30 protein-coding genes, 7 tRNA genes and 1 pseudogene are annotated in these 21,717 nt (G+C 37.9%); all 38 read right to left on the bottom strand.

The window, feature by feature from the left end; all coding sequences use genetic code 11:
• Nucleotides 1-237: 237 nt before the first annotated feature.
• The 38 genes and pseudogenes from BLP46_RS01225 to BLP46_RS12905 all read right to left on the bottom strand — a co-directional run bounded on the left by BLP46_RS01225 (nucleotide 238) and on the right by BLP46_RS12905 (nucleotide 21,242).
• Nucleotides 238-711, bottom strand: a complete 474-nt coding sequence (locus tag BLP46_RS01225) for a hypothetical protein (RefSeq protein WP_092974338.1) — start codon at nucleotides 709-711, stop codon at nucleotides 238-240.
• 121 nt (nucleotides 712-832) lie between these two features.
• Complete coding sequence (locus BLP46_RS01220) at nucleotides 833-1,204, bottom strand: DNA cytosine methyltransferase (protein WP_318259391.1); 372 nt, start codon at nucleotides 1,202-1,204, stop codon at nucleotides 833-835.
• A 118-nt stretch (nucleotides 1,205-1,322) separates the two neighbouring features.
• The gene (locus tag BLP46_RS01215; protein ID WP_092974332.1) at nucleotides 1,323-1,520 is read right to left on the bottom strand and encodes a hypothetical protein; all 198 of its coding nucleotides are present in this window, start codon (nucleotides 1,518-1,520) and stop codon (nucleotides 1,323-1,325) included.
• Nucleotides 1,521-1,668: 148 nt separating this feature from the next.
• Nucleotides 1,669-1,845 (bottom strand): hypothetical protein, encoded by a 177-nt coding sequence (locus BLP46_RS12920; protein ID WP_167669134.1) that lies wholly within the window; start codon nucleotides 1,843-1,845, stop codon nucleotides 1,669-1,671.
• Nucleotides 1,829-2,053 carry a hypothetical protein gene (locus BLP46_RS01210; protein ID WP_092974329.1) on the bottom strand — a complete coding sequence of 75 codons (225 nt, stop codon included), beginning with the start codon at nucleotides 2,051-2,053 and terminating at the stop codon, nucleotides 1,829-1,831. Before BLP46_RS01210 ends, BLP46_RS12920 begins: the two co-directional genes overlap by 17 nt.
• Nucleotides 2,019-2,933, bottom strand: a pseudogene (locus BLP46_RS01205) (DNA cytosine methyltransferase); the annotation flags it as partial. The pseudogene BLP46_RS01205 and the gene BLP46_RS01210, both read right to left, overlap by 35 nt.
• A 204-nt stretch (nucleotides 2,934-3,137) precedes the next feature.
• Entirely contained in the window at nucleotides 3,138-3,410 is a 273-nt protein-coding gene (locus BLP46_RS01200; protein ID WP_092974326.1) for a hypothetical protein, read from the bottom strand.
• 79 nt (nucleotides 3,411-3,489) lie between these two features.
• Nucleotides 3,490-5,562, bottom strand: a complete 2,073-nt coding sequence (gene ligA, locus BLP46_RS01195; protein WP_092974323.1) for an NAD-dependent DNA ligase LigA — start codon at nucleotides 5,560-5,562, stop codon at nucleotides 3,490-3,492.
• On the bottom strand, nucleotides 5,555-6,787 hold the full coding sequence (locus tag BLP46_RS01190) for an OFA family MFS transporter (RefSeq protein WP_092974320.1): 1,233 nt from the start codon (nucleotides 6,785-6,787) through the stop codon (nucleotides 5,555-5,557). Before BLP46_RS01190 ends, ligA begins: the two co-directional genes overlap by 8 nt.
• 10 nt (nucleotides 6,788-6,797) lie before the next feature.
• The gene (locus BLP46_RS01185) at nucleotides 6,798-7,364 is read right to left on the bottom strand and encodes a hypothetical protein (RefSeq protein WP_092974317.1); all 567 of its coding nucleotides are present in this window, start codon (nucleotides 7,362-7,364) and stop codon (nucleotides 6,798-6,800) included.
• 1 nt (nucleotide 7,365) lies between these two features.
• A complete protein-coding gene (locus tag BLP46_RS01180) occupies nucleotides 7,366-7,857 on the bottom strand; it encodes a dual specificity protein phosphatase family protein (RefSeq protein WP_092974314.1) in 492 nt (163 codons plus the stop codon).
• A gap of 2 nt (nucleotides 7,858-7,859) precedes the next feature.
• Nucleotides 7,860-8,570, bottom strand: a complete 711-nt coding sequence (locus tag BLP46_RS01175; RefSeq protein WP_092974311.1) for a hypothetical protein — start codon at nucleotides 8,568-8,570, stop codon at nucleotides 7,860-7,862.
• Between the two features lie 13 nt (nucleotides 8,571-8,583).
• Entirely contained in the window at nucleotides 8,584-8,979 is a 396-nt protein-coding gene (locus BLP46_RS01170) for a hypothetical protein (RefSeq protein WP_092974308.1), read from the bottom strand.
• Nucleotides 8,976-9,497: a metallophosphoesterase family protein gene (locus BLP46_RS01165; protein WP_092974305.1), complete on the bottom strand. Its 522-nt coding sequence runs from the start codon at nucleotides 9,495-9,497 to the stop codon at nucleotides 8,976-8,978. Before BLP46_RS01165 ends, BLP46_RS01170 begins: the two co-directional genes overlap by 4 nt.
• A 116-nt stretch (nucleotides 9,498-9,613) precedes the next feature.
• The gene (locus BLP46_RS01160) at nucleotides 9,614-10,033 is read right to left on the bottom strand and encodes a hypothetical protein (protein ID WP_092974302.1); all 420 of its coding nucleotides are present in this window, start codon (nucleotides 10,031-10,033) and stop codon (nucleotides 9,614-9,616) included.
• Nucleotides 10,033-10,347 (bottom strand): hypothetical protein, encoded by a 315-nt coding sequence (locus BLP46_RS01155; protein WP_092974300.1) that lies wholly within the window; start codon nucleotides 10,345-10,347, stop codon nucleotides 10,033-10,035. Before BLP46_RS01155 ends, BLP46_RS01160 begins: the two co-directional genes overlap by 1 nt.
• Before the next feature lie 4 nt (nucleotides 10,348-10,351).
• Nucleotides 10,352-11,095, bottom strand: a complete 744-nt coding sequence (locus tag BLP46_RS01150; RefSeq protein WP_092974297.1) for a hypothetical protein — start codon at nucleotides 11,093-11,095, stop codon at nucleotides 10,352-10,354.
• Nucleotides 11,096-11,274: 179 nt separating this feature from the next.
• Entirely contained in the window at nucleotides 11,275-12,195 is a 921-nt protein-coding gene (locus BLP46_RS01145) for a DHHA1 domain-containing protein (RefSeq protein WP_092974294.1), read from the bottom strand.
• A complete protein-coding gene (locus tag BLP46_RS01140) occupies nucleotides 12,192-12,392 on the bottom strand; it encodes a hypothetical protein (protein WP_092974291.1) in 201 nt (66 codons plus the stop codon). The genes BLP46_RS01145 and BLP46_RS01140 overlap by 4 nt, the downstream gene beginning before the upstream one ends.
• Before the next feature lies 1 nt (nucleotide 12,393).
• Nucleotides 12,394-12,663 carry a DUF6275 family protein gene (locus BLP46_RS01135; protein ID WP_092974288.1) on the bottom strand — a complete coding sequence of 90 codons (270 nt, stop codon included), beginning with the start codon at nucleotides 12,661-12,663 and terminating at the stop codon, nucleotides 12,394-12,396.
• 2 nt (nucleotides 12,664-12,665) lie between these two features.
• Entirely contained in the window at nucleotides 12,666-12,812 is a 147-nt protein-coding gene (locus tag BLP46_RS12915; RefSeq protein WP_167669133.1) for a hypothetical protein, read from the bottom strand.
• Between the two features lie 27 nt (nucleotides 12,813-12,839).
• Entirely contained in the window at nucleotides 12,840-13,139 is a 300-nt protein-coding gene (locus tag BLP46_RS01130; RefSeq protein WP_092974285.1) for a hypothetical protein, read from the bottom strand.
• A gap of 234 nt (nucleotides 13,140-13,373) precedes the next feature.
• Nucleotides 13,374-13,904 (bottom strand): hypothetical protein, encoded by a 531-nt coding sequence (locus BLP46_RS01120; protein WP_092974279.1) that lies wholly within the window; start codon nucleotides 13,902-13,904, stop codon nucleotides 13,374-13,376.
• Nucleotides 13,901-14,593 carry a metallophosphatase gene (locus BLP46_RS01115; RefSeq protein ID WP_318259390.1) on the bottom strand — a complete coding sequence of 231 codons (693 nt, stop codon included), beginning with the start codon at nucleotides 14,591-14,593 and terminating at the stop codon, nucleotides 13,901-13,903. Before BLP46_RS01115 ends, BLP46_RS01120 begins: the two co-directional genes overlap by 4 nt.
• Before the next feature lie 91 nt (nucleotides 14,594-14,684).
• Nucleotides 14,685-15,428, bottom strand: a complete 744-nt coding sequence (locus BLP46_RS01110; RefSeq protein ID WP_092974273.1) for a hypothetical protein — start codon at nucleotides 15,426-15,428, stop codon at nucleotides 14,685-14,687.
• A 92-nt stretch (nucleotides 15,429-15,520) separates the two neighbouring features.
• Nucleotides 15,521-16,327 (bottom strand): hypothetical protein, encoded by an 807-nt coding sequence (locus BLP46_RS01105; RefSeq protein WP_143000423.1) that lies wholly within the window; start codon nucleotides 16,325-16,327, stop codon nucleotides 15,521-15,523.
• A complete protein-coding gene (locus BLP46_RS01100) occupies nucleotides 16,294-16,593 on the bottom strand; it encodes a hypothetical protein (RefSeq protein WP_092974267.1) in 300 nt (99 codons plus the stop codon). The genes BLP46_RS01105 and BLP46_RS01100 overlap by 34 nt, the downstream gene beginning before the upstream one ends.
• On the bottom strand, nucleotides 16,586-17,395 hold the full coding sequence (locus tag BLP46_RS01095) for a tRNA(His) guanylyltransferase Thg1 family protein (RefSeq protein ID WP_092974265.1): 810 nt from the start codon (nucleotides 17,393-17,395) through the stop codon (nucleotides 16,586-16,588). Before BLP46_RS01095 ends, BLP46_RS01100 begins: the two co-directional genes overlap by 8 nt.
• A 20-nt stretch (nucleotides 17,396-17,415) precedes the next feature.
• A tRNA-Pro gene (locus BLP46_RS01090) sits at nucleotides 17,416-17,493 on the bottom strand.
• Nucleotides 17,494-17,550: 57 nt separating this feature from the next.
• Nucleotides 17,551-17,820: a DNA gyrase gene (locus tag BLP46_RS12785; protein ID WP_143000422.1), complete on the bottom strand. Its 270-nt coding sequence runs from the start codon at nucleotides 17,818-17,820 to the stop codon at nucleotides 17,551-17,553.
• Between the two features lie 157 nt (nucleotides 17,821-17,977).
• Nucleotides 17,978-18,062 (bottom strand) — tRNA-Leu (locus BLP46_RS01080).
• Nucleotides 18,063-18,809: 747 nt separating this feature from the next.
• Nucleotides 18,810-20,276, bottom strand: coding sequence for an RNA-guided endonuclease InsQ/TnpB family protein (locus BLP46_RS01075; RefSeq protein WP_092974259.1), 1,467 nt, complete (start codon nucleotides 20,274-20,276; stop codon nucleotides 18,810-18,812).
• Nucleotides 20,277-20,312: 36 nt separating this feature from the next.
• Nucleotides 20,313-20,389, bottom strand: a tRNA-Ile gene (locus tag BLP46_RS01070).
• Between the two features lie 3 nt (nucleotides 20,390-20,392).
• Nucleotides 20,393-20,479: transfer RNA gene (locus tag BLP46_RS01065), tRNA-Leu, on the bottom strand.
• A gap of 61 nt (nucleotides 20,480-20,540) precedes the next feature.
• Nucleotides 20,541-20,831 (bottom strand): hypothetical protein, encoded by a 291-nt coding sequence (locus tag BLP46_RS01060; protein WP_092974256.1) that lies wholly within the window; start codon nucleotides 20,829-20,831, stop codon nucleotides 20,541-20,543.
• 17 nt (nucleotides 20,832-20,848) lie between these two features.
• Nucleotides 20,849-20,934: transfer RNA gene (locus BLP46_RS01055), tRNA-Leu, on the bottom strand.
• Between the two features lie 84 nt (nucleotides 20,935-21,018).
• Nucleotides 21,019-21,157: transfer RNA gene (locus BLP46_RS12910), tRNA-OTHER, on the bottom strand.
• 14 nt (nucleotides 21,158-21,171) lie between these two features.
• Nucleotides 21,172-21,242 (bottom strand) — tRNA-OTHER (locus tag BLP46_RS12905).
• Nucleotides 21,243-21,717: the final 475 nt, after the last annotated feature.

Raw genomic sequence — 21,717 nt, 5'->3', positions numbered from 1 at the left:
CCCCCCCCCCGAAGCGTAGCGTTCAACAAGTTCGCCAATCGGTTTTATTTTGAATGTATTTTTGTGCGGCATTGCCCAAACTCTATTTACGACCACTAAAGAACCTCTTAATTCTTTCTCGTAAGGTCGGCTCATATTTCGGGCATTTGCACGGCTTTCTATGAACAGAGTTGTCTCTACGACAACGTGTGTATTCTTTGCCTAAAACTGATTTCATTTTGTGCTTACAACTCATTTTTATCTCCTATTTAATTCCAAAAGGTCGGCAAGGTCATAATCCATAGTAGAAAACCCGATTCTTTCAAAACCCTCTTGATTTTCTAAATCTACGATATTCTTATCAAAGCAATCTTCGGCGTTCTTTAATGCCTTAAAATCCTTCATAGATTGTGTTTCGTCAAAACGATAACGAAGTTTAGCAATCCAAGCATCTTTTAGAGCGCGAGTTGGATATACGATTACTTGTTTGCTCGCCGGATGTCGCGCAAGTTCCTTTCTGACTTCCTTGTGAGATGAAATGCAAACGATATATCCTTGCTTGCACAATGCTCGTGCAATATTGCAGTAGATGATGTGCCAATTCGCGGGACGTTCGCCATCCACAAAGAAGTTGCTGCTTTCGAGGTCAATCACACGATTATTGTGAAATGCAAGAGTTGATTTGCCAACGCCTTGATAACCTACGACTACTTTTCCGTATTCTGAATACATTGTTTTTCCTCATTTTCAATGATTTTATATGCTGCTCTTAAACCACTACTACCAATGTTTGTGGTTAGAGTACCTATTGTGTTCTGGTCATCTCTTACTCTGCTATTATAGTCATCATAAATTATTGTTTCTCTCCCCCGGATTTCGCGGGAATAACAGCACTATCGCCGTTCTGAACCACATCAAACAATCTATCGAGTGCAATTTCAAAAGCTCCTATCCCAGAGAAATAACTGCTCACTTTCAAATCATCGAATAGATAAGGCATTGCTTGATATAGTTCATAAAATATGTAAAACAATACATCGGTAACTATTGAATTTCCTGCTTGTTTATAAAGCTGAGAACTTGACCTATCATTGCCTTTGTAAAACTTATCGTTCAGTGCTTTTCTTGCTCTTTCAAAAGCCTCATCAGAAAATCCCATTAGTCTAAAACATTCTTTTGGGGTTAATTTTCTGATTCTGAAACCATCGGAAGAATTATTTATCATTTTTATTCCACTCCTACTTGCTCTTTGTGTAGGACAAAAATCTGTCGTTTTCTCCCCCCCAGCCGATGTCGCGGTCGTCATAAAAGCAAGGGAGTTCTGTATGTCTTAAATCCATATACTAATTGTCCTTTATTTGGATAATTTCTTTATTTATTTCTTGTACCCAACGCTCTAATAGATACGTTGCCTGTGTTGCTCCACAATTTGCTTGAAGCGCGGGATGAATAAATCTAATCTCTCTTTTTCTGGTTTTTGTGCCATCTCCTGCTTTATGAGCGAAATTATTCGGAGTCAACAAACATATCGGTATTCTCATTTGATTTCTCCTGAACCAACACCAAAACTTTTGGCGGCTCTTTGTAATCTGTCGCTCTTAAAGATTGGCAACTCCACCGAACGAGAGAACGCGAACCCTATCCTGTACCTCTTTTTGCGGATTAAGCGAACCAATAACCTCGATTCCACTATCTTTTCTCATCTTTTTCTTCCTTCACGATAACCATTGGTTGATTTCCTCCCCCCTGACAAGTACGAATTGTCGGGCAATAGTATTCTTTATCCCATACATTACCGGCATATCCCGTACCGAACTGTTTACCATAAACATTGCCCAAGAGGACGGTGTTATCTTTGTTTATCATTTACTCTCACCAAATATAAATATGTATATCCGCCAGTATTACCGACAGGAGATGAATTTAACGCCATAGCAATATGTTCGGAATCATAAACTCTGTTGCCTTGCCGATATTGTTTTCCAAAATTTATTTCTCCAAAACCACAGACTAAAAGTGGTTTGTCGGTATTCTTTGAACTAAATGATAGATTCTTTTGATTTTCTTTTATCATTCGATATTATCCTTTGCGAATGTTTATAATCAGTAGCGTCAATACATCGACTTAGACCGTTTTTACTATAAACCATATTGGATTGGTGTTTTCCTGTGCCATTATCAATAAATCCCATTGATTTTACACTTGAATCGCATCCCATTGGTGTCGGTCTATACTTCCTCTCCCCCCCGGCGCGTACAGCATTAGAATAACTCTTATCTAATTTACCGCTGCTAACTAAATCATTAATTAGCTCCTGTGCTTTTTGGGTGTTAATATAGTATTTTTGATCAACCTCATCTTCGAGCATATCCTTGAGGCGAAGTCCATTGTCAAATCCTTCGGGAAATTTGAACTTGCCATTATCCAAATCTTTTTGAATGATAATCAAATATACTCTTTCGCGGTTCTGAGGAATACCATAATCTTTAGCATTGAGAACCTGATAATAGGTGTTATAACCGTATTCATTAAGTTCATCAATAAACATTTGAAATGTATCTTTGAACTTTTTACCGACAATATTTTTGACGTTTTCATAAATGCCCCATTTAGGCTTATTTGCGCGAATGACACGCAACCATTCAACTAAGAGTGAACTGCGTGTCTTATCAAGGTTTTCGCTTCCGCAATTAGGACATTTGTGCCGCTCAGAATAATGCACGGTCAAAGGATTATATTCGTGTTCACAATCCTTGCACTTCCATTTGCTTCCTGCTTGATTGCCCGCAACGCTGAAATCCTGACACGGGCTTCCGCCACAAATCATTGTGAAAGGTTTGATTTTGGTTTCATCGACCTTTGTTATATCTCCGAGGTTAAGACTTTCATCTGCTCCGTGGATTGCACAATAACTTGTCGCTGCGTATTTATCAAATTCGCAAAAGTTCGTAAGTTCATATCCGTGTGTCGTTGAATTATTGTTTTTATAGACGTTTTTAGCATAGTAACCCCTCTATTTTTGAGGGGTTGCGTATGATTAATATTTCGGATTAAGCAATAAATCAAAAGAAAAGTTAGAAAGATAGGTAATTTAAGACATATATGTGCAATAAAAACAATATTTTATTTACTGTGAATATTTTTTGTGCTATTTACTTTAGAGAACGACAAAATCCTGAATAAGCGAATAAATATCGGTCTCACATTCGCACCAAATGGTGTTCCAGTCAACATCGTGCGCGGTGTGCTCTCTGCCCTCCTGCGCCCTCTGCGAAAGAATCAAGGAACAAAGCAAAGATTTTGCCGACATTTCCCACGGCATACCATTCTCATCCTTACCCTTAACTCTTACATCTTCCTTAACTTTACAAACTGCTTCGTGGAACTTCTTTACATCATCAATGTTGGTTAATTCAATTCTTACTCTCATTTCTTTTCACCTCTTTTCGTTTACAAGGCTATTATAGCACTTCTCAAAAAATTTGTCAATATGTTTTTTGCTATTTACATTAAAAATTTTTATCTCCCAAACAATACTCTGCTTCGGTGATGATTTTCGTTCCGTATTTTGCCGCAGCCTTGTTTTTAGAACTGCCGGAGGTCTTATCATTCGTAATCAAATAATCTGTCTTTTTAGTCACAGACGAAACAACCTTGCCGCCAGCGGATTCAATATTATAAACCAAAGCCGCGCGGTTATCAAAATGCTCTAACTTACCTGTGATACAAAATGTTTTGCCACTCCGCCAATCATCTTGATTTGTTTTGCTCAGTGCCGGCATTTTGACATTTAGATTATTATTCAACCTCATTATTAAACCCGCGTTAGCAAATACATAGTCATTAATTGCATTGCTCGTCAGTTCGCCGATTGATGGCAACTCGCTCCAATCGTATTCACCGGTTGCTAACCATATCAGAGTGCTAATAGCGTTTCTATCTATGATAGGATTGAAATTTCGCGCACATTCCTCTGCGATAATCTTTGCCGTGGATTTGCCGATATTCGGAATACCAATCGCAACAATAACATTTGCCATCTCGCAATCTTTGCTATTTTCTATGGCTTGGAGCATATTATTCACGCTATCCTCGCCAAAGCCAGACAGTTTGGTAAGCTCATCCTTGCGGTATTTCAAATCATATAGGTCGGCATAATCCTCGATAAATCCTTCGTCAATCAAAACCCGCAATCTTTCGTCTGAGATACCGACGATATTCATAGCGTTTCTGCTTGCGAAATTCGCTATTGAATCGTGCAGCACAGCTTTACATTGCCGATTTGTGCAATAAAGCATTTCTCTGCCGTTATCATTTTTGATAACAGTTGGATGTCCGCACGAAGGGCAAACTTCGGGAATTTTATATGTATTACTTCTTGAAAGGTTTTGAGTAACCATAGGAATAATCTGATTACTCTTAATGACCGTAATTGTATCGCCTATACCAAGCTCAAATTCCTTTATGCAACTCACATTGTTCAGCGTTGCCCGCGAAACAGTTGTACCGTCAATTTCGACCGGCTCAAACACAGCAACAGGATTAACTTGCCCCGTGCGGCTCGTAGCCCATTCAATATCCTTTAACGTGGTTTCGTTTTCTTCTTGATAGAACTTAAAAGCAAGAGAATGGCGCGGATGATGACCCGTCATTCCGAGCGATTCACCATATTTAATATCGTCAAACATTCCAACCATACCATCAATAGGTATGCTCATAGACTTACATTTATCCTTGATTACTTCAATTCCTAATTGACAACTCTCGTCATTGATTTGGTTTACCATTGTATCAAAATAATCACAAGGCACAATATCAAATCCAAGATTATTCAAGGCAATCAATCTGCGATAATGCGAGTCTATTTTCTTGTCTTTCCCTATTGAATATAACTTCCACGCCAAAAACTTGACATTTCTGCTTTTGACTATTTTGTTATCGAGTTGCCGAACAGTGCCACTCACGAGATTTCGCGGGTTGGCGAACGAATTTTTGTGTACATAATCCGCCAAATCTTTACCTTGCAGACCTTTCGCTTTACCCTCTACCTCTGCTTTTTTAATAAGAGGATTGTTAATTCGTTCAAAATCCTCCTGAGAAATAATACATTCCCCATCAATGACTAATTCACCATTATAGGGAATTGTTAGAGGAAGATTTGAGAATACTCTTGCATTGACGGTAATATCTTCTCCGATTTCGCCATCACCGCGAGTTTCCGCGCGGAATAACTTACCATTTTTATAGGTAATAGAGCAAGTCAACCCGTCTAATTTAGCCATAAGCAGACAATCTCTGCTTTTGAAATAATCAGCAAATTCGTTTATTTTCGTGGTTTTATCAAGAGAAAGCAACGGATGGTTATGCTTAACCTTTTCTAATTTGCTTGATACGGTATATCCAACGGATTGAGTGGGCGAGTTTGACAAAATCAACCCGCTCTCCACTTCCATTTGACAGAGTTTATCATATAAACTGTCGTATTCCCTGTCGGTAATTAAACTCGTATTTTGATTGTAATAAGCATCTCGGTACTTGTTTAACTTTTCAACAAGTTCTTTCATTTCCGCGACATCAAACAATAGTATTACCTCTTTTCTTGCCGACTAAAGATACACAAATCACCAGCGCAACCGTATATAATATCACGCCAATCAGAACAACGCTCGTATAACTTCCCGTGCTATTCAAAATCAGTTCCGAGGTGTTATTGCCAGTTAATCCCGCGATAGCCCAAGCAGACAAAGCAAGTCCGTGGATTTGGCTTATCTTCTTCATTCCAAATCTTTCTGACAGAAGTGCTGGTAAGGTCGAAAAACCGCCGCCATATCCTGCGTTGATAATAAATAGAAAAGCGATTACCATTATTCCAAGTGCGATATTTGTTGCTCCTTCGACCGCGTGGAATAGCACGACCATAGAAGAAATTACTATACAGCTTGTGAAAATGATAATGTAAATTGAATTGCGTTCCTTAAGTCTATCGGATAGTGTTGAATAGCCAATCCGCCCGAGAGCATTAAATCCTGCGGTAAACGAAGGAACGATACTCAAAATCAGTGCCAAACTTGCCGCAGTTGCGAATGTAACGCTCAAAATCTGCTTTTCATAAGAAATAATCATTAACCCGCAATGGATATTCAAGAAGAACATTAACCAAATGCCGATAAATTGCTTATTCTTAAATATAGTGAGGGCGTTGAATCCCTCGTTTGTCTGTGGTTCAACCCAGACTTCGGGCTTTTTAAGTAATATGTGTCCGAGGAACATCAAGCAGAAATATGCCACGCCAAGTATTATAAACATTGGTGCTATTCCAAAACTGCCCTGCAACCACTCCATAATAGGCGTTGCAATGGCTTTTGCGAGTCCAAATCCCATAATTGAAATTCCTGTTGCAAGTCCTTTATTCTCGGAAAACCACAACATAAGAGTTTTCACGGGAGTTAGGTAACCGATACCGAGTCCGATACCCATTATTACGCCGTAGCATAAATATATTCCTATCATTGCCGCCCAGCCTGTCAAAAACTGAATTGACAATCCTGTGCCAATCATTCCCGTTGTAAAACAGATGCAAGCAATCAATGATGACTTATGTATGTCACGTTCCACGAATTTGCCGACAAAAGCCGCCGACATTCCGAGGAAAAAGATAGCCAACGAGAACGCCCAGCCGACAGCAAAAGGCGACATACCAATCTGTTCAGCTATGGATTGTTTGAACGTTGACCAACAATAGACCGTGCCGACGGAGCAATGTATCAAAAGCGCGGGAATCGCAACCCTAATCCATTTGTTATTCATTTTTTGCTCCTTAATTTCCTATCGCTTTATTTATAACGGCATTAATATCTATTAAATCAGCCAGTTTTTCACCAATCCGCGATTTCACTTCGGTTTCAATCATCTTTTTTGCTTCGTCTCGTATTTTGATTGCTATATTATCAATTTCATATTTTAGACTGCTATCAACAATTTGATTAAGTACATATTCATATCTTGGCTTTGTAGGACGATATGAGCTTCCCTTTGTAACATTTCCGCTTGAATCCACCTTTTCCGTTAGGAATGAATCACAACGAGCTTTTAGTTTTTCGTTTATTGTTACATTTTTTTCAACAACATCGCCATAAGCGTCCGTAATGGTTTTCGGCGTAGAAAAAAAGTTCACAATTATTTGATTAAACCTTTTCGAAATAGTTTCATCGACCTTGCAAAGTTTTTCTTCTAATTTCTTTTTGGCTTCATCTTCAATCGAATTATCAATTTTAGATATTATCTTGTTTACTACCGTATCAGTAATCTCATCTCGCAAATCATCGTCTAAATTTTCAAATTCATCAATGTAATCTAAATCTAAAGTAAAAGTTATTTTTGCCATATCAATCTACCTCTCCATTGTCAATTTCAAACGCCTCAAGCACTTTGCGGTAAACCCATCTGTTCGGATTATACCAACGGCTGTCGAAAATCATATCGTCATTTCCTGTATAGTGTTTGAGGATTGCCGCTACAACTGCGGAAGAACGAGAAATGCCGGCATCGCAATGCACCAAAATACGCTTATCCTTGTATTGCTCAACGAACGCAACAATCTTTTTGGCATCCTCGTCGGTCATAAGGTCGTCAATGGTTGTTATAGAGCCATAAACGTCGTAATCGCCGGGATTGTCAGCATCCATAAATTCAATCGAAAGAATAGCAATAACTCTATTTTCGTCGTCTGCTTCAATAGGATAGCCAGTATAATCTACGTTTGGCGTGGAGATTGAGATAATCACAGAATCGGTTTTATGCTTGATTTGACAGTATTCAGAAGCCTGAAATCGGCTGAGAATACCTATTGAAATATTATTTATATTATAAACCCTCATTGTTAATGTTCATCTTCTTCCCACGGTATTTTCACCTTGTATTTTGATTGATAATATGTTGTTTTCACTCCCGAATTTTCACACCAATTATTCAAGAACTCCTGCAACTCATCAAACTTTTCATCTGAAATATCGCTTATAGCATCCTCATATAAATCTTCTGTTGCCCTTTCGATAATGCTATCCGCGCTAATCGACATTTTATATGGTTCTGTTGCCCATACATATTCTGGTCGCGGGTCATCTACACTATGATTTTCATACCAACACTCAAAGAAATCTTCCCAATCGGAAAAGTAACCATCGTCATATCCGTAGTCCTCGGAATAGAAAAGCGACGATTTTTCTAACACTTCCTGCGGAGCTTCAAATGCCTTCATCAATTTTTCATTTTCTTTGTTTTGCAATTCGATGAAATCAATTTCTCTTTGTTTTTCGCAATTACATTTTGTCCGATGTCTTGGAATAATTTCGCCGCAATATTCGCACCGATGAACCACGCCATTATAACAGTCCGAGCAAAATCTTAAAGATTGATGTTTGTATGGGAACGTTGGCAAATGATTATTGTTTGTACTATCTTCTAAACCATAACTATTGTTGGCAATAACAAGCCCAACACCATTGCAGGTAGGGCAGATTTCTTCGTTGCCGTGCAAATCCTTATGTAATTTTACCGTAATGTCAACCGGTTTAATATCTGAATTACTCATTTTATAACCTCAGTTACTTCAACATATCCATCAAATTTACTGGCTTACCGTCAGCTCCGATAATTGGGGTGCTGATTTCTTCAATGTGTTTATTATATGCCGCACTTTCTTCTGGTGTGAAATCTCTCATTTCCTCAATCGGCGGGAGAAGCGATTCCGCGATTTTTAACGCTTCTGGCTTTTCATAGCAGAATAACTCAACAATTTCCAAATCGTCGGGATGAGATAATTTACCTCTATAACTTCCCTCAGTTATTAAATATTCGTAACGAATAGCATAGGTTTTTAGTGCGGTTTCGCAACTACCTTTCTTTTCCCAAAATTTATGTTTTGGATTAGTTATGTTATTTACGAATTTGCCGGACTTTTTATCGCGAACGGCATATAGTTTTATTTCTGTATCAATCAATAGTGTTTTCTCCACCACTCAATAAGCTCGTCCGCAGTTCGCGGAGTGTAGTTCATATAATCCATCATACAACCAACATTGATAATATGACCTCTGTTCAAATGCTGATAATCTCGACCCGCCAATTTTGCCAGTTTACGTTCACCAATTATATCACAAACATAATTTTGCCTTAAATCTTCCTCGGCTGTGCGATTATGCGTATGCCCGCAAAAATGCCAAACACCCTCGTTATAACTTGACCGATAGAACAAAATCGGGTAATGGCTCATAATGATACGTTTGCCGTTGTCTGTTATTTCTTTGTAGTCTGTGATTTGGCAGAATTTGTTTTTGACTGCTGCCGGCGGGTTCTTCAAATCGTGATTACCGCGAATCAAATATTTACTGCCATTCAGTTGGTCGAGGATTTTGAGCCATTCACTCTTTTCCTTGCTCCAACAAAAATCGCCGAGTATGTAAACGACATCTTCTTTGGTTACTTTCTCATTCCAATTCTTGATTAGCGTTTGTTCCATTTCAAGCGTGTCTTTGAATGGGCGACCGTCAAAATGGATTATGTTTGCGTGACCAAAATGCTAATGTAAGTCAGAAATATAAAAATTCTGGCTCATTTTACATCACCACCTTATTTTTACGTTATTCCCAATTTATCTTTTATTCTTTTCTCTCTTTTTCTCAATTCTTCTAATTGCTGATTTAATGCCTGTTTGCTTTCTCCTGTTTTTAGCAACCACGAAACTTCCTTGCAAAACTCATCAAAATCAAAATTTCCTTTTGTAAGTTCATTTGCCATACGCTCCATTATCATCTCAGTATAAGCCTCATAACGATATGGCGATGGTGGATATGGGAGCGCACCAAAAAAGGAATTACACCATTCTCGAATCATTGGGAACTTTCTTGATTCTATAATATCGAGCGCAGACTTCACTTCGATTATTTGTTTTTGTATATCCTTTAATTCAGTTAAGACATCATTATCTGAAACTATAATTTCTTCCTTTTCTGCTTCTTTCTCTTTTTGAGATAACATTTTTAGCAATAACCACATTAGAACCCCTCCGTTAAATCACATATACTTCCGCACGAACATTCAACACTTACGATATATCCGAGTCCTGTGCCTGTGATGTGAAATGTATCTGCGCCGCCGGCAGCTCCGACGTATCTAATACCGTTCTTGCGGAAAGAACATTTATGCCGCTTCCGCCATCTATCATACTTCTTTTGTTGCTCGTCCGACAACTGAAAACGAAAATTCTTTGGCTCTTTCGGCTTCTCACTGTCAAGAGGAATCTTTTTGAAGAACTCTCTTGCTTCTTTTCCTCTCAGTATCTTAACAGGAATATTTCTTTTCTTTTTCATCGTGTCACCATTTATCAAAGAACCAAACGCCTTGATAATCTAATATGTATTGCTGTGTTCCGTGCCAACCGCCGGGAGAATTATTCATATATAATATTCTATGCTGCACCGCCGCATTTCCGTCGAATATCCAGTCAACAGCTTCGTAACTGCTTGAATTTGGGTCGCCGTTATATCCGTAATAACCCATACTTGAAGTGACGGAGCTTGCGGAATAGCCATACTCAGCCATAGCATCTCTTATGGATTGTGCAATCAAAGCGCAACCTGTAAATCCGCCGCCGCCAAACTCACCCATAACAACACAAGCAATTTGGTATCGCTCGGAATCCGATAAACTGAAGGATTGTGGAGTGTAGTTTGGGTCGGGATTGTCAATATCCAAAAGATATTCTACTTCTTTTGGCTCGGTTTCCGCGACTTCTTCTACCTCATTATCCTGCGAATCTGCGTTTTTTGGTTCTTCCTCTTGCGGCTCTGTTACAATCGGCTCAGTAGTTTGCGCCTCTATTGGTTTTGGTTCTGTTGGTTTTGTAGTTCCCGCGACGGTCGTTTCAATCGCTTTTGCGGTCGTCATATGAACCGTCGCCGTTGTTGTTACTTCATCTATTGTTGCTTGGTCGGGTGTCGAGGCTTCATCGGGTGTAACCACTTCTGGATGTGGAGTGTTTACCGCCACGATGGATGCACTCGCAATCGCCAAGAACATAACTGCTATTATAATTCCTTTTATTAGAGCTAACTTCAAAAATCGCGCTCCTTTCTCAATCCTCCGCCTTATCTTTCATTTCTTCGGCTTTTATTTGCTCATACATTCTTTCGTCAACAATTTTTTGCCATTTTTAAGCACGAAAATAGGGTAATTATGAAGAAAAATAACAAAATTATACCAAAAATTATCAATAAAACTCCCATTTTATTTTCTCCTTAAAAAATCAGCGATTCCGTGCTAAATCCGGCAGCTCCTTTATGACCTCCGCCACCAAATTTACCCGCAAGCTCTGCGCAATCAACCTTCTCCGAACGTAATGAGTAATTCCAAGCCTTGCCGTCATAGGAGAACGAAACCAACAACTCATAGTCATTAACATTTGGGATAACAAAATCGTCTGTTCCCATTAAAGCCATATTGACAGCAAATGCCTTGTAGCCAAGCGCGTCAGTTTCAAAACCTTTCTTCTCACAATAGTCTTGCATATAGTTATAACGGTATGCCGTGATAGTCTTACCATTATCAATTATTGTTTGAATATTTTTTGGCAAATTCCATTCGTCAACTGAACCGCGATATTTAATCTTGAACAAAGAATCTTCTGTTAAAAGAGTTTTCCAAATATCATCTTCCGGCTCGTGTGGGAAAAGTGAAAATCCTTTTTCAAAAAAATTTGTGTTATCTCCGTATTCAAATTTCCATACATCATAATCTGCGATAAACTTTGTAAACCACGGAGCATTTTTATCTAACATTGGCTTAAAATCGCGGATAATCTCGCCATTTGAATTTGTCATTTCATTGAGATAGATATAAGTGAGCATACATCCCGCGATTCCGTCATATCTCAGACCGGCAATCTCTTTATCATAATCCTTGTACATTTCAATCGCTGACTTGTGGTGGTCAATAAAAACGACGTTGGGCGTGATTTCGAGAAGTTTGTCCATCTGCTCGGGCGGGATAGAATAATCCACAATGTAAACTCTTTCATCTTTATGAATTATATCAAACGGGAAATCAATGCCATAATCAATCTTAAAGAAATTTTTACCGTACTTATCTGTAAGTCCACATTTGTTTACCCAAAATCCCGCGCATTTGCCGTCATTATCGGCGTGATAAAAACAAATCATTTCTTATTCCTCTTTTCATAAAAATCATAAGGTCTTGGAACAAACTTCATTTTTGTGCCGCTTCTATCTTCGTATGTTGATTCTTCAATCATCAAATCGTTTTTATTGCAGTAAAGATTAACAGCCTTTAATGCAAGTTCCGCCGTATCTTCGGTTATCTCTAAACTGCAACCGATACCAAAATTAAGATTTGCCATATCATTCACCTAACTTGATACACTTGTTTTCCCACTTCTTATACGCATCGAAGTAGATTTCGTTCTTGTCGCCATTGTATGTAATCTCGTAGTACATACCGTCGAAAAGCGTGGTGCTTGCGAGTGCCTTATTGTTCTGCAAGGTTTTACAAAACCAAACAATAAAGACATCATCTACTGTAATCTGTTTGTTATCGGACTTGTCCAAATGCTCATTAGCATATTCCGCAACAAGCTCCTTAACCTTAAAAATAAAATCTTTTGAACCCATATTTATTCCCTTTCTTTCTTAAATGGTATTATCTTTTCGTGCGGAGGATTATCTGTCGGAGTAAGTGCGCTTGAACCTACGTATTTAGTTTTTGTTCCGCATCTTACTGCACGGCTTGTCATAATATGTACATAACCCGCAAGGAGCATAATACCTACATTCTTCTCGCATAAACATTAGCAGCACTTCCTTTTGCAATGCCGCGCGAGGTAATCCTTCAGCATAACATCGTGAATGTCGTGAGAAATCAGAATGTCGTCCTGCATTGCAATATCAATACCATCATTCATCATTTTCTTTATCTCGTTCTCATTTGTTACCCACATACAACACAAATCTCCGATTTCTTTTTCAACCTCGGTGAATGTATCTATGAGCATATCCTGTTCTTGCTGAGTAGAATAAACAAACATAATGTGTTTATCGGTACGCCGCGCTAAAATTTTCGTCCAAGCCTTATTTAATGTATGCAACATAAACTTTAGTCCTTTATCCTTACCTTATATTGTTGTATTGTTTCTATGACTTTATCTGGTATTTTACCTCTATATGTTTCAGCAAGGCGACATATTTCGGATTCTTTAGCCTTTTTATAAGCCAAAAATGCTTCTAATTCAGTTGTAAATAAACCAAGATATTTTGTTTTCCCATTTATATTGCAATTTGAAATAAATTTTCCATTAGGTGTTTGCGAAACACCTATTGCGTATTTACCCCCTATTATTACTCCTATTGCAAATAATAGAATTAATTTTATGAGGAACATACATACATTTTTGTGGGCAATATTCTTTATTATCCCTTTCTAATATATCTTTATCTAATTCAACTCTTTCATTTTCTAAAAGGTAATAATTCTCATAATGCCATTTGGCAAAATTTTGATAATTCATCCATTCATCGCAAACAAAACAATCTTGATAAGTAATTTCTTTATATTTACTCGAATAGCATCTTGTAAGCATTGAACCCCATTTTACATATGCAGATGTCTTAATGCCATTTTCTCTTGTTTTATATTCACCGATGCCCAGAAATCCCTTATTCAAATAGCTTGGGAATAATGGATTTAATATAGAACCATTGCAAAACTCCATATAAGTAGTTTCATTAACTATATATCCATTATCAAATTTTACATCAATATTATGTCTATCTCGATAATTGATAATAACCATTTGCAATCCCTGTTTATTAATATTCTTTTCACCTATTCGATAAATCTTTCTTTTACTATTCATATAATCCTTTTTATATCTTCAAAAATAACATTATATTTTCCAAAAATATTATACTCATTTTTGTGCAAATGCCCGCTCCAAAATTCCTTAAACTTCAACCCGCGCTCTAACAATTCGTCAAAGTAATCAATCAATTTATCGGAATCGTAATATCCAAACCATTTGCAAACTTCCCTCGGCGGGCAATGCGTGATAACATAATCAACTGTCCAGTTCACCTTTTCGAGATTCTTTATTCCGCGCTTCATTTCAGCACTTGTCGGCAATTCGTCTTTCCACCAAGAAATTTCGTCAATCCTTAACATCTCACCCATTTTGGTTCGTCTGTTATAATCGTCAACTAAATCTCTCAGGCTTGCATAATCTTTTTGATAAAGAATACCGTCTTGAATGTCGTGGCTTTTTGCGCCGCCAAACGTGAATATCTTTTTACCGTTAATCTCAAAAACGTAACCACGCATTAAATGATAGACGTTATCCCTGATTTTATGCGCCATCCCGCCGTGGAATTTTACGCGCGGAAATTCTTTTAATCTCGTATGGTTACTATGGTTTCCGTCAACAAATAATGTTGTGAATGGTTTGTTGTTTAACCAATCGAGCCAGTAACTTTCTTCCGGCGAGGATAACTTGTAATCCCAAACTCCCGCGAAATCACCACAAATGATAACGTAATCATCTCTTGTCATTTCCTTTTGTGCGGAAAATCGCTTTGTGCTAAAACGATTAAACTCAGCGTGGGTATCGCCGCTGATGTATAAAATTGTACCACACCCCCATTCAATCTGTTATTTCTATCTTATATCTTAATAATGCGTTATAACAATCTTCCGTTATATTTTTGAGTTCAAATTCTTGTTTTGCTCTTTCTTTGATTATTTTTTCTTTTAATTCTTTATATTTATAAAATGCAATAGTTGGATTTTGAAATCCATATAAATGAATTTTTTTCTTATCAGTCAATATGCCATCATTAACTATCACATCGAAACAATCATCTCTTTTATTATAAATTACACCAACTGGATATTCGCCTCTCGCGCTTTTGTGATTGGTAAGCAACAGATTTATATAATATGGCACTAAACAACATTTTGAAGGTTCATATATTTTATTTCCCTTTTGTATAATATCTTTGTCAATCGTATATTTTTCTGTTTTCCACTTTTCATAATTTGATTGACTATGTAACCATTCGTAAAAATTCGGATAATACAACCATTCTTTGCAAACAGAACATCCAATGTATGATTTATTTTTATTGCTTCTATTATTCTTATAGCATCTTTCCAACATTTTTGACCAAACTAAATATTCTTTACAAAGTTGTTTATTTTCACGAATAGGATATTTATTCCCGACAATTCCTACTCCGCAAACAGAAATGCTATTAGGATTTTTTACTCCACCAGCCCGGAAACTATTCATACTGCATTTTACAATCGTTCCATCATCAAATTTCACAAAAACATTATGACAATCTTGATAATCAATAATTTCCATCATTTGCCCAACATTATTCATTCGCTTTATTCCTATATTATTCAAACTTAATCTCTCTCTTTATTCGTAAATATTCAATAAAATAAGGGAGTGCTATCCGCGCTCCCTCAAATTTACTCTGACTTCATCGCGCGGCGGTACGCTTCTGCCTGAATCTCAATCTGTTCCTCTCTCAGCTTTGCCTTGTGCTTTGCTCTCTTTTTGCGGATTCTGTCAATCTTCCTTTGTTCGGCATCTTTCTCAGCCTTTTTCGCCGCGATTGCTTCTTTGATTTCTTTCTGCTTCTTGTCGTAGACCTTTAAGCCATAATCAACGAGCTTGTTGTACGCGGAAGTGCCGCTCGCGCCCTTTAGCACCTTGTTCAAAATCTTCTTTGTAATGCAGATTGACACACCCTGTTCGAGAGAGAAGGTGTCGTTCTCGCTTAGAACCGCCTTTTCGGAAGTGCCGTCGGCAAACTTGACGATTACAACCTTGTTGTTGATAGATTGAACGTCCTCGATTTCGGGAATAACCGCATCCGTGACAATATCAAATAGCCCGGGAGAGACGATATAAGCAAATTTTACCTCACCGTCCTCTTTAATCATTCTGTTTCCCGTTACTGTTAAAGCATAACTCATTTCTTCATTCTCCTTAATCATTGTGTTAAATTCCTCTTTGTGTTGATTGTAATATGTGAGAAGCGCATCATTTGGAATTTTGCCATCCACAACACGCACAAATCCAGGATTTGGATTAAGATACGCTCTAATTTCGCTGCGCGCATATTTTGTTACTTCTTCTGCTGTCATTTCTTTTTCTTCTTCGGGCGGTGCCCAATATCCAAGCAAAGTGCTTTTACGCAATTCTTTTGGTAGTATTTTATCGGACAAACCCATTGTTTTTATGTATCTTTCAAATTTGCGAAAAGCACACAATCTCGCTCAATCCTCCTTTTATGAACAATATCGTCATAGAAATCCCACGGAATCGGCGTATATTCACCCGTTACATCTCCCGTGATGTCATATAACCGACCATCAATCTCAACCATAAAATGGTTTTCAGTTAGGTCGTACATAAGTTCTGCTTGCGGAAATCTGCCACAGAGGATATACGCAAACCAATAGCAACACCCGCGAGTGAAAACTTCGATTGTTTCTTTCGTGCGGAAACGCTCAATGAACTTTTCGACCTCAGACATAAATCAAGCCCTCGATATAGTTACGACCCTCGCCTTTGAAAATCGGGATTTCATTGTCGATTCTCCATTCACTTCTGCCGGTCTGCTCGTTCACGGTTTTAATACAACAACTCCCGCGCTGAAATTTTGTCGGCAAATCATTCCAGTTAATGCCCTTTTCACTCAAAAGCATTTCTTTGATTTCGGTTGTGTTTTTGCTGTGCATTTGCTTGTCGGAGAAATTTGCGTGACCGACCATTTGGATGGAGTTGCGTATCGCATCCTGTTGTTGCCATAAGATGTTGTTGCACACTTCCTCTTTTGGAATATTGAAAATGCGGGCATCAAACATTGCACCTTTATTATAAAGTGCTTCGCAATGTCGATTATAAATATCTATATCCGAACTCGTAAATGAATTACCCTTATCTGATTTTTCATACCAACAATTATTTTGATAATCAAAAAACTGCTTAAATACCAATGTAGCCATACTTGCGGCAACACTCGCACATTTCTGAATGTTGTAATCAAACCAAGCACAAGTATCAATACCCTTATAATCAACTAAAACCAATGTGATTTCATCTGATTGAGTATATCCAAGAACGCAACCTTGAATGTTTTCACAAAGATATTTCATTGTTGCTTGCATAGCGTTGGAAAGGACATCATCAAATGGTTTCTTAAACCCTCTGGTGAATATATGAAAACTTTTGCCATCTATCCTAATGATTGCGGGAGTTCGTGTTGTCAAATATGTTCGCGTGACATATTCATACTTTTTCATACGTTTGTCGAACTCACTGTATTTTTTACTCATTTCAATCCCTCTTTTAATTTTGGTACGGGCGACAGGACTCAAACCTGCGACCCCCTGCTCCCAAAGCAGGTACTCTAATCAAACTGAGTTATGCCCGTATGTGTAGACGTTTTTGGTGAGAACGTCCGAAACTCATATGAATGAATAATAAAGGACTAAATTAATCTATACTGAGCCACTTTCTTGGAAGTATATTCGCAAACAGTTTTACCAACTACTTCAACCAAGCCATCATTCACAAGCTCTGTTAATCGCGGAGCCGCAAAATTTCGTTCCGATGTCGGCGTTAATCCGCGCCTGTTCATCTCAACTGCTACTTCCTTCGCGGTCATCGTGCGACCTTTTAGAATGTGCAGGATTTGATTGTATCGCTTTTGCCGGTCAACTTTCTTGTTGGATTCTCGCCTTGTTTCGTAAGTGGTCATAAAAATCGCCCTTTTCTTTTGTAGTGCGCGGAATAGAGTTATCACCGCGCCATAGGCTCTGCTCCCTGCCCTTTGTCGGATATTTTTTGTACAGAGTTTTCCGCGTTCTCTGCCAACAACAACAACGCCGCCGCTGCGAACAACGAACAACAACGGCTGGTACGAGCGGTGGGACTCGAACCCACACGCCTTTCGGCAACAGATTTTGAATCTGCAACGTCTACCCGTTCCGTCACGCTCGCAAATGTCATCAATACCGCTCCAACGGGATAATTCCTACTCAATGCCTAAACACTATTCAATGTCCTGCTATTTGTGATATCTTGATTTAACGTATCGGTACTCACAATTCATATACACACGTGAGTTGCAGTTTGTCAACCTATCGTAATAGGATTTTCTGAAAGTTCACAATTCACACATATACGCAAGTTACAACCAAACCTTGCTTGCAGTTGCTCTGACTTTCTTACTCACAATTCATATATACAGTAGAATGGGTTCACAATTCATACATATGCGTGAGTTATAACCCTTGAAACAGCATTATCACGATTGCCATTTGTGCTCACAATTCGTATATACACGTGAGTTATAACTTATAACCGACAAAATTATTGGTGTCAAGAAAGCTCACAATTCATATATACCCGTGAGTTATAACAAGACGTTTGAGTAAATACTTGATAGCCTTTTGACTCACAATTCATATATCCGTGAGTTATAACCATTTGAGTTGGAATAGTTCTTCGCGGTTAAGCCTCACAATTCATATATACCCGTGAGTTATAACCGCAACATATTGTGTTTGATATTTCAATTCGCGCATATATAGTGATTGCATAAGCAATATCTACTTTGTATTGCCGATTTTACAGCATATACTACCGATTTCTTATGCCTACTTGGTGCGAACCTCCCACATAATTTATGGTTACTTGTGGCTCGCACAGGGCGGCGTTGTGCCTGCAACCCTTTTATTATCAGTGCTATGCACATAATAATTGAAAATTATTATTCAATTTTTCAAAAATTTCTTTGCCTTTTTCTTCGCCGTAATAAATTAACAAAGCATAGTAAAGAATATTTATTGCGGCATTTACATCTCTATCGTGAAACGTTCCGCATTTTGGACATTGCCACTCTCTGATATGTAAGCCCAACTTTGGTCTAATATATCCGCAGCAACTACACCGTTTACTTGATGGCGACCATTGACTGATGGGTTGAATGATTCTGTCATACCATTCTGCTTTATATTTAAGCATTGACAAAATTTCTCCCATAGCGGCATCCGACAAAGCATTTGATAAATGTCTGTTTCTAAACATACCAGTTACATTCAGAGTTTCAATACCAATGAACGAATATGTATTTATAATCTTTGTGGTTATATTATGATTATAGTTCTCCCTCTTACGAGCGATTTTTCTGTGTAATTTAGAAAGTTTAAGCTGTGTTCTCTGATATGTTTTTGATACAATCATATCTTTGTTCTGCTTATAGCCATCTCTAAATTCTTCGTTAGACCAACCTTGCCTTCTGCTCAATCGCCTATTCAAAAATTTAATATGCTGTTTTTCTTCATCCTTAAATTTTCGATTTTCAAATTTTGTATTATCAGAAAGAATAGCAATATCTTTTATTCCAACATCAATACCACCAAATGTATTTTGTGGATTTGCCATTGACTTATAAACATTGGTCAGTGAAAAAACAATCCAATAATCACCACAATTATCCTTTTCGATTTTAATAGTAATCCTTTTGTTTGGATTGGATTTGAAATAATCTATAAAATTTATTTCCCCGTATCTATCAAAACGAATTTTTTTATTCCAACCGCGAATTTTACACTTTGCAGGATTTGAGCGTGTGCCGCCAAATTTCTCTGGCAGTTTAATAAACAATACATTTTTATTATCGGTTTCAACTAATTTACCTAATACATCTTGATAAGAAAAACTCTGTCTTGGCTTTTTCTTGCTATAATACTTTGGTTTCTGAAATTCGATTGGAAGTTTGCCGAGCGATTTCTTAACATCGGACATAAGACCAATCTTTGCTGTGATTGCAGAAGCCGGAGCATTAGCGATTACGGGATGTTCTTCGATTAACTTGTTCTTATACTCTGCGGAAAATGCGTAATTCAAATTCGGGAAATGAATTATATCGCCCTCTTTGTACTTTTGCTTTTGTTCATAAGAGTAAAGACGTTGCCGATAATCAAAATCGCTTTCATTTTTCTTTTTCTCAGGCTTTGATTCCTTTTTTGGCTTATATGGCTTTGCAGTAGATTCAATGTTTCCATTAAAAATATCGTATAAAAGGCAATTATGATAACAATGAATAGCTTGAATTGCCTTATCAAAACCTTTAGCAACCGTTTTATTCGGATAAAGTCGGCATTTCATTGTATATTGTGAAATTTTATAGTATTTCTTATCTGTACTCAACGCAAACTTCTCCTTAAATGATTTTGACTATGTTTGTGGTACTCCGAGATGGGATTGAACCAATCGTCAATCGCTTATAAGGCGAACGCTCTAACCTATTGAGCTATCGGAGCATATGGTGCGGGTGACAAGACTCGAACTTGCACGGGCAAACGCCCATCGGGGCTTAAACCCGATGTGTCTACCAATTCCACCACACCCGCATTTTTGCCGTCTATCCGGCTGTCAAACGTCTTTCCGCTTTGCCTTTAAAGGAGGTGATTATCATATCGAAATTTCGTTAATGTCTGTGATTTGAATTGACCCACCGAAATCAGGATTTGCAATATAACCCGCGCCCTCGGCTTCATCTGTCAACTTGTAATCCTTAAACTCCTGCTTTGTAGTATTAACATTGCAATAAACAATCCACGCGATAACAGGAATTAAAAGAATGAGCATTTCGCCGCCAAATGCTTGACTTCCTCTTTCGACAATCGCTGTGGCTCTTGCGAAAGTGAAAATTATACCAGTTATTGCAATTACCGTGAACATAATGCTCAAAATCTTTTTCATATGGTTCTCCTTAATTTTGGTGCGGATAGAGGGACTTGAACCCACACGCCACAGGGACACGTGAACCTAAATCACGCGCGTCTACCTATTCCGCCATATCCGCATTTATGTTTTGTGCTATTTATTTTGCGGGAATTTGAATATCGTACATAACTGCTGTCTTACCACTTGACCACCACCCAAAGGTTGGATGAGCGGGAATCGAACCCGCGATTGCAGTTTGGAGCTGTAAGAAGGATGATACTCGTTAGCCGCCCAAATTCAATTATTGTTCGGAAATTGAAACATCGACTTTTCGCTGTTGCTCTACCAACTGAGCTACACCCTACATTCGTAGCGTGGTGGGACTCGAACCCACGACAAACAGATTAACACTTTTTAGAAGGATGATGTTTCTTAGCCGATTAAACTATGTAAAAGTGGAAATTCAAAATTCAATAGACAAACTACCAATTTTGTTCCCATACGGGTAGAAGGATGAATTTTGTTAGCCACAATAGTTTGTTTAACTTACATTTAAGATTATATCATAGAATGATATTTCTGTCAATATGTTTTTTGCTATTTACATTAATTTTTTTGCGGAAATTATCGTAACAAAATCTTATGTATTTAGTCGCGCCTAAAGCGCAAGTTCTTTTTTTAGAAGGATGTTATGATTTAGCCGCAGGATGTGAATTAAAGCGCGGGAATTGTGCAATCAAATTTTGGGGCTAACCACGACGGTTAGCATTATTTTCTTCATTATGTAAAAATAGAAGGATGATTGCACTTAGCCGCAAAAATGAGTGTAATTGCGGAAATTGAGTTTCCTACATTGTAAACCACACTTACAACAGGAGTTGAACCTATCATTAGAAGGATGGAATCTCTTAGCCGCCAAATT

The organism is Ruminococcus sp. YE282 (assembly GCA_900101355.1).
GTDB lineage: Bacteria > Bacillota > Clostridia > Oscillospirales > Acutalibacteraceae > Ruminococcoides > Ruminococcoides bromii_A.
The sequence above is the reverse complement of the archived record's forward strand: the minus strand, read 5'-3'. Positions and strand labels throughout refer to the sequence as shown.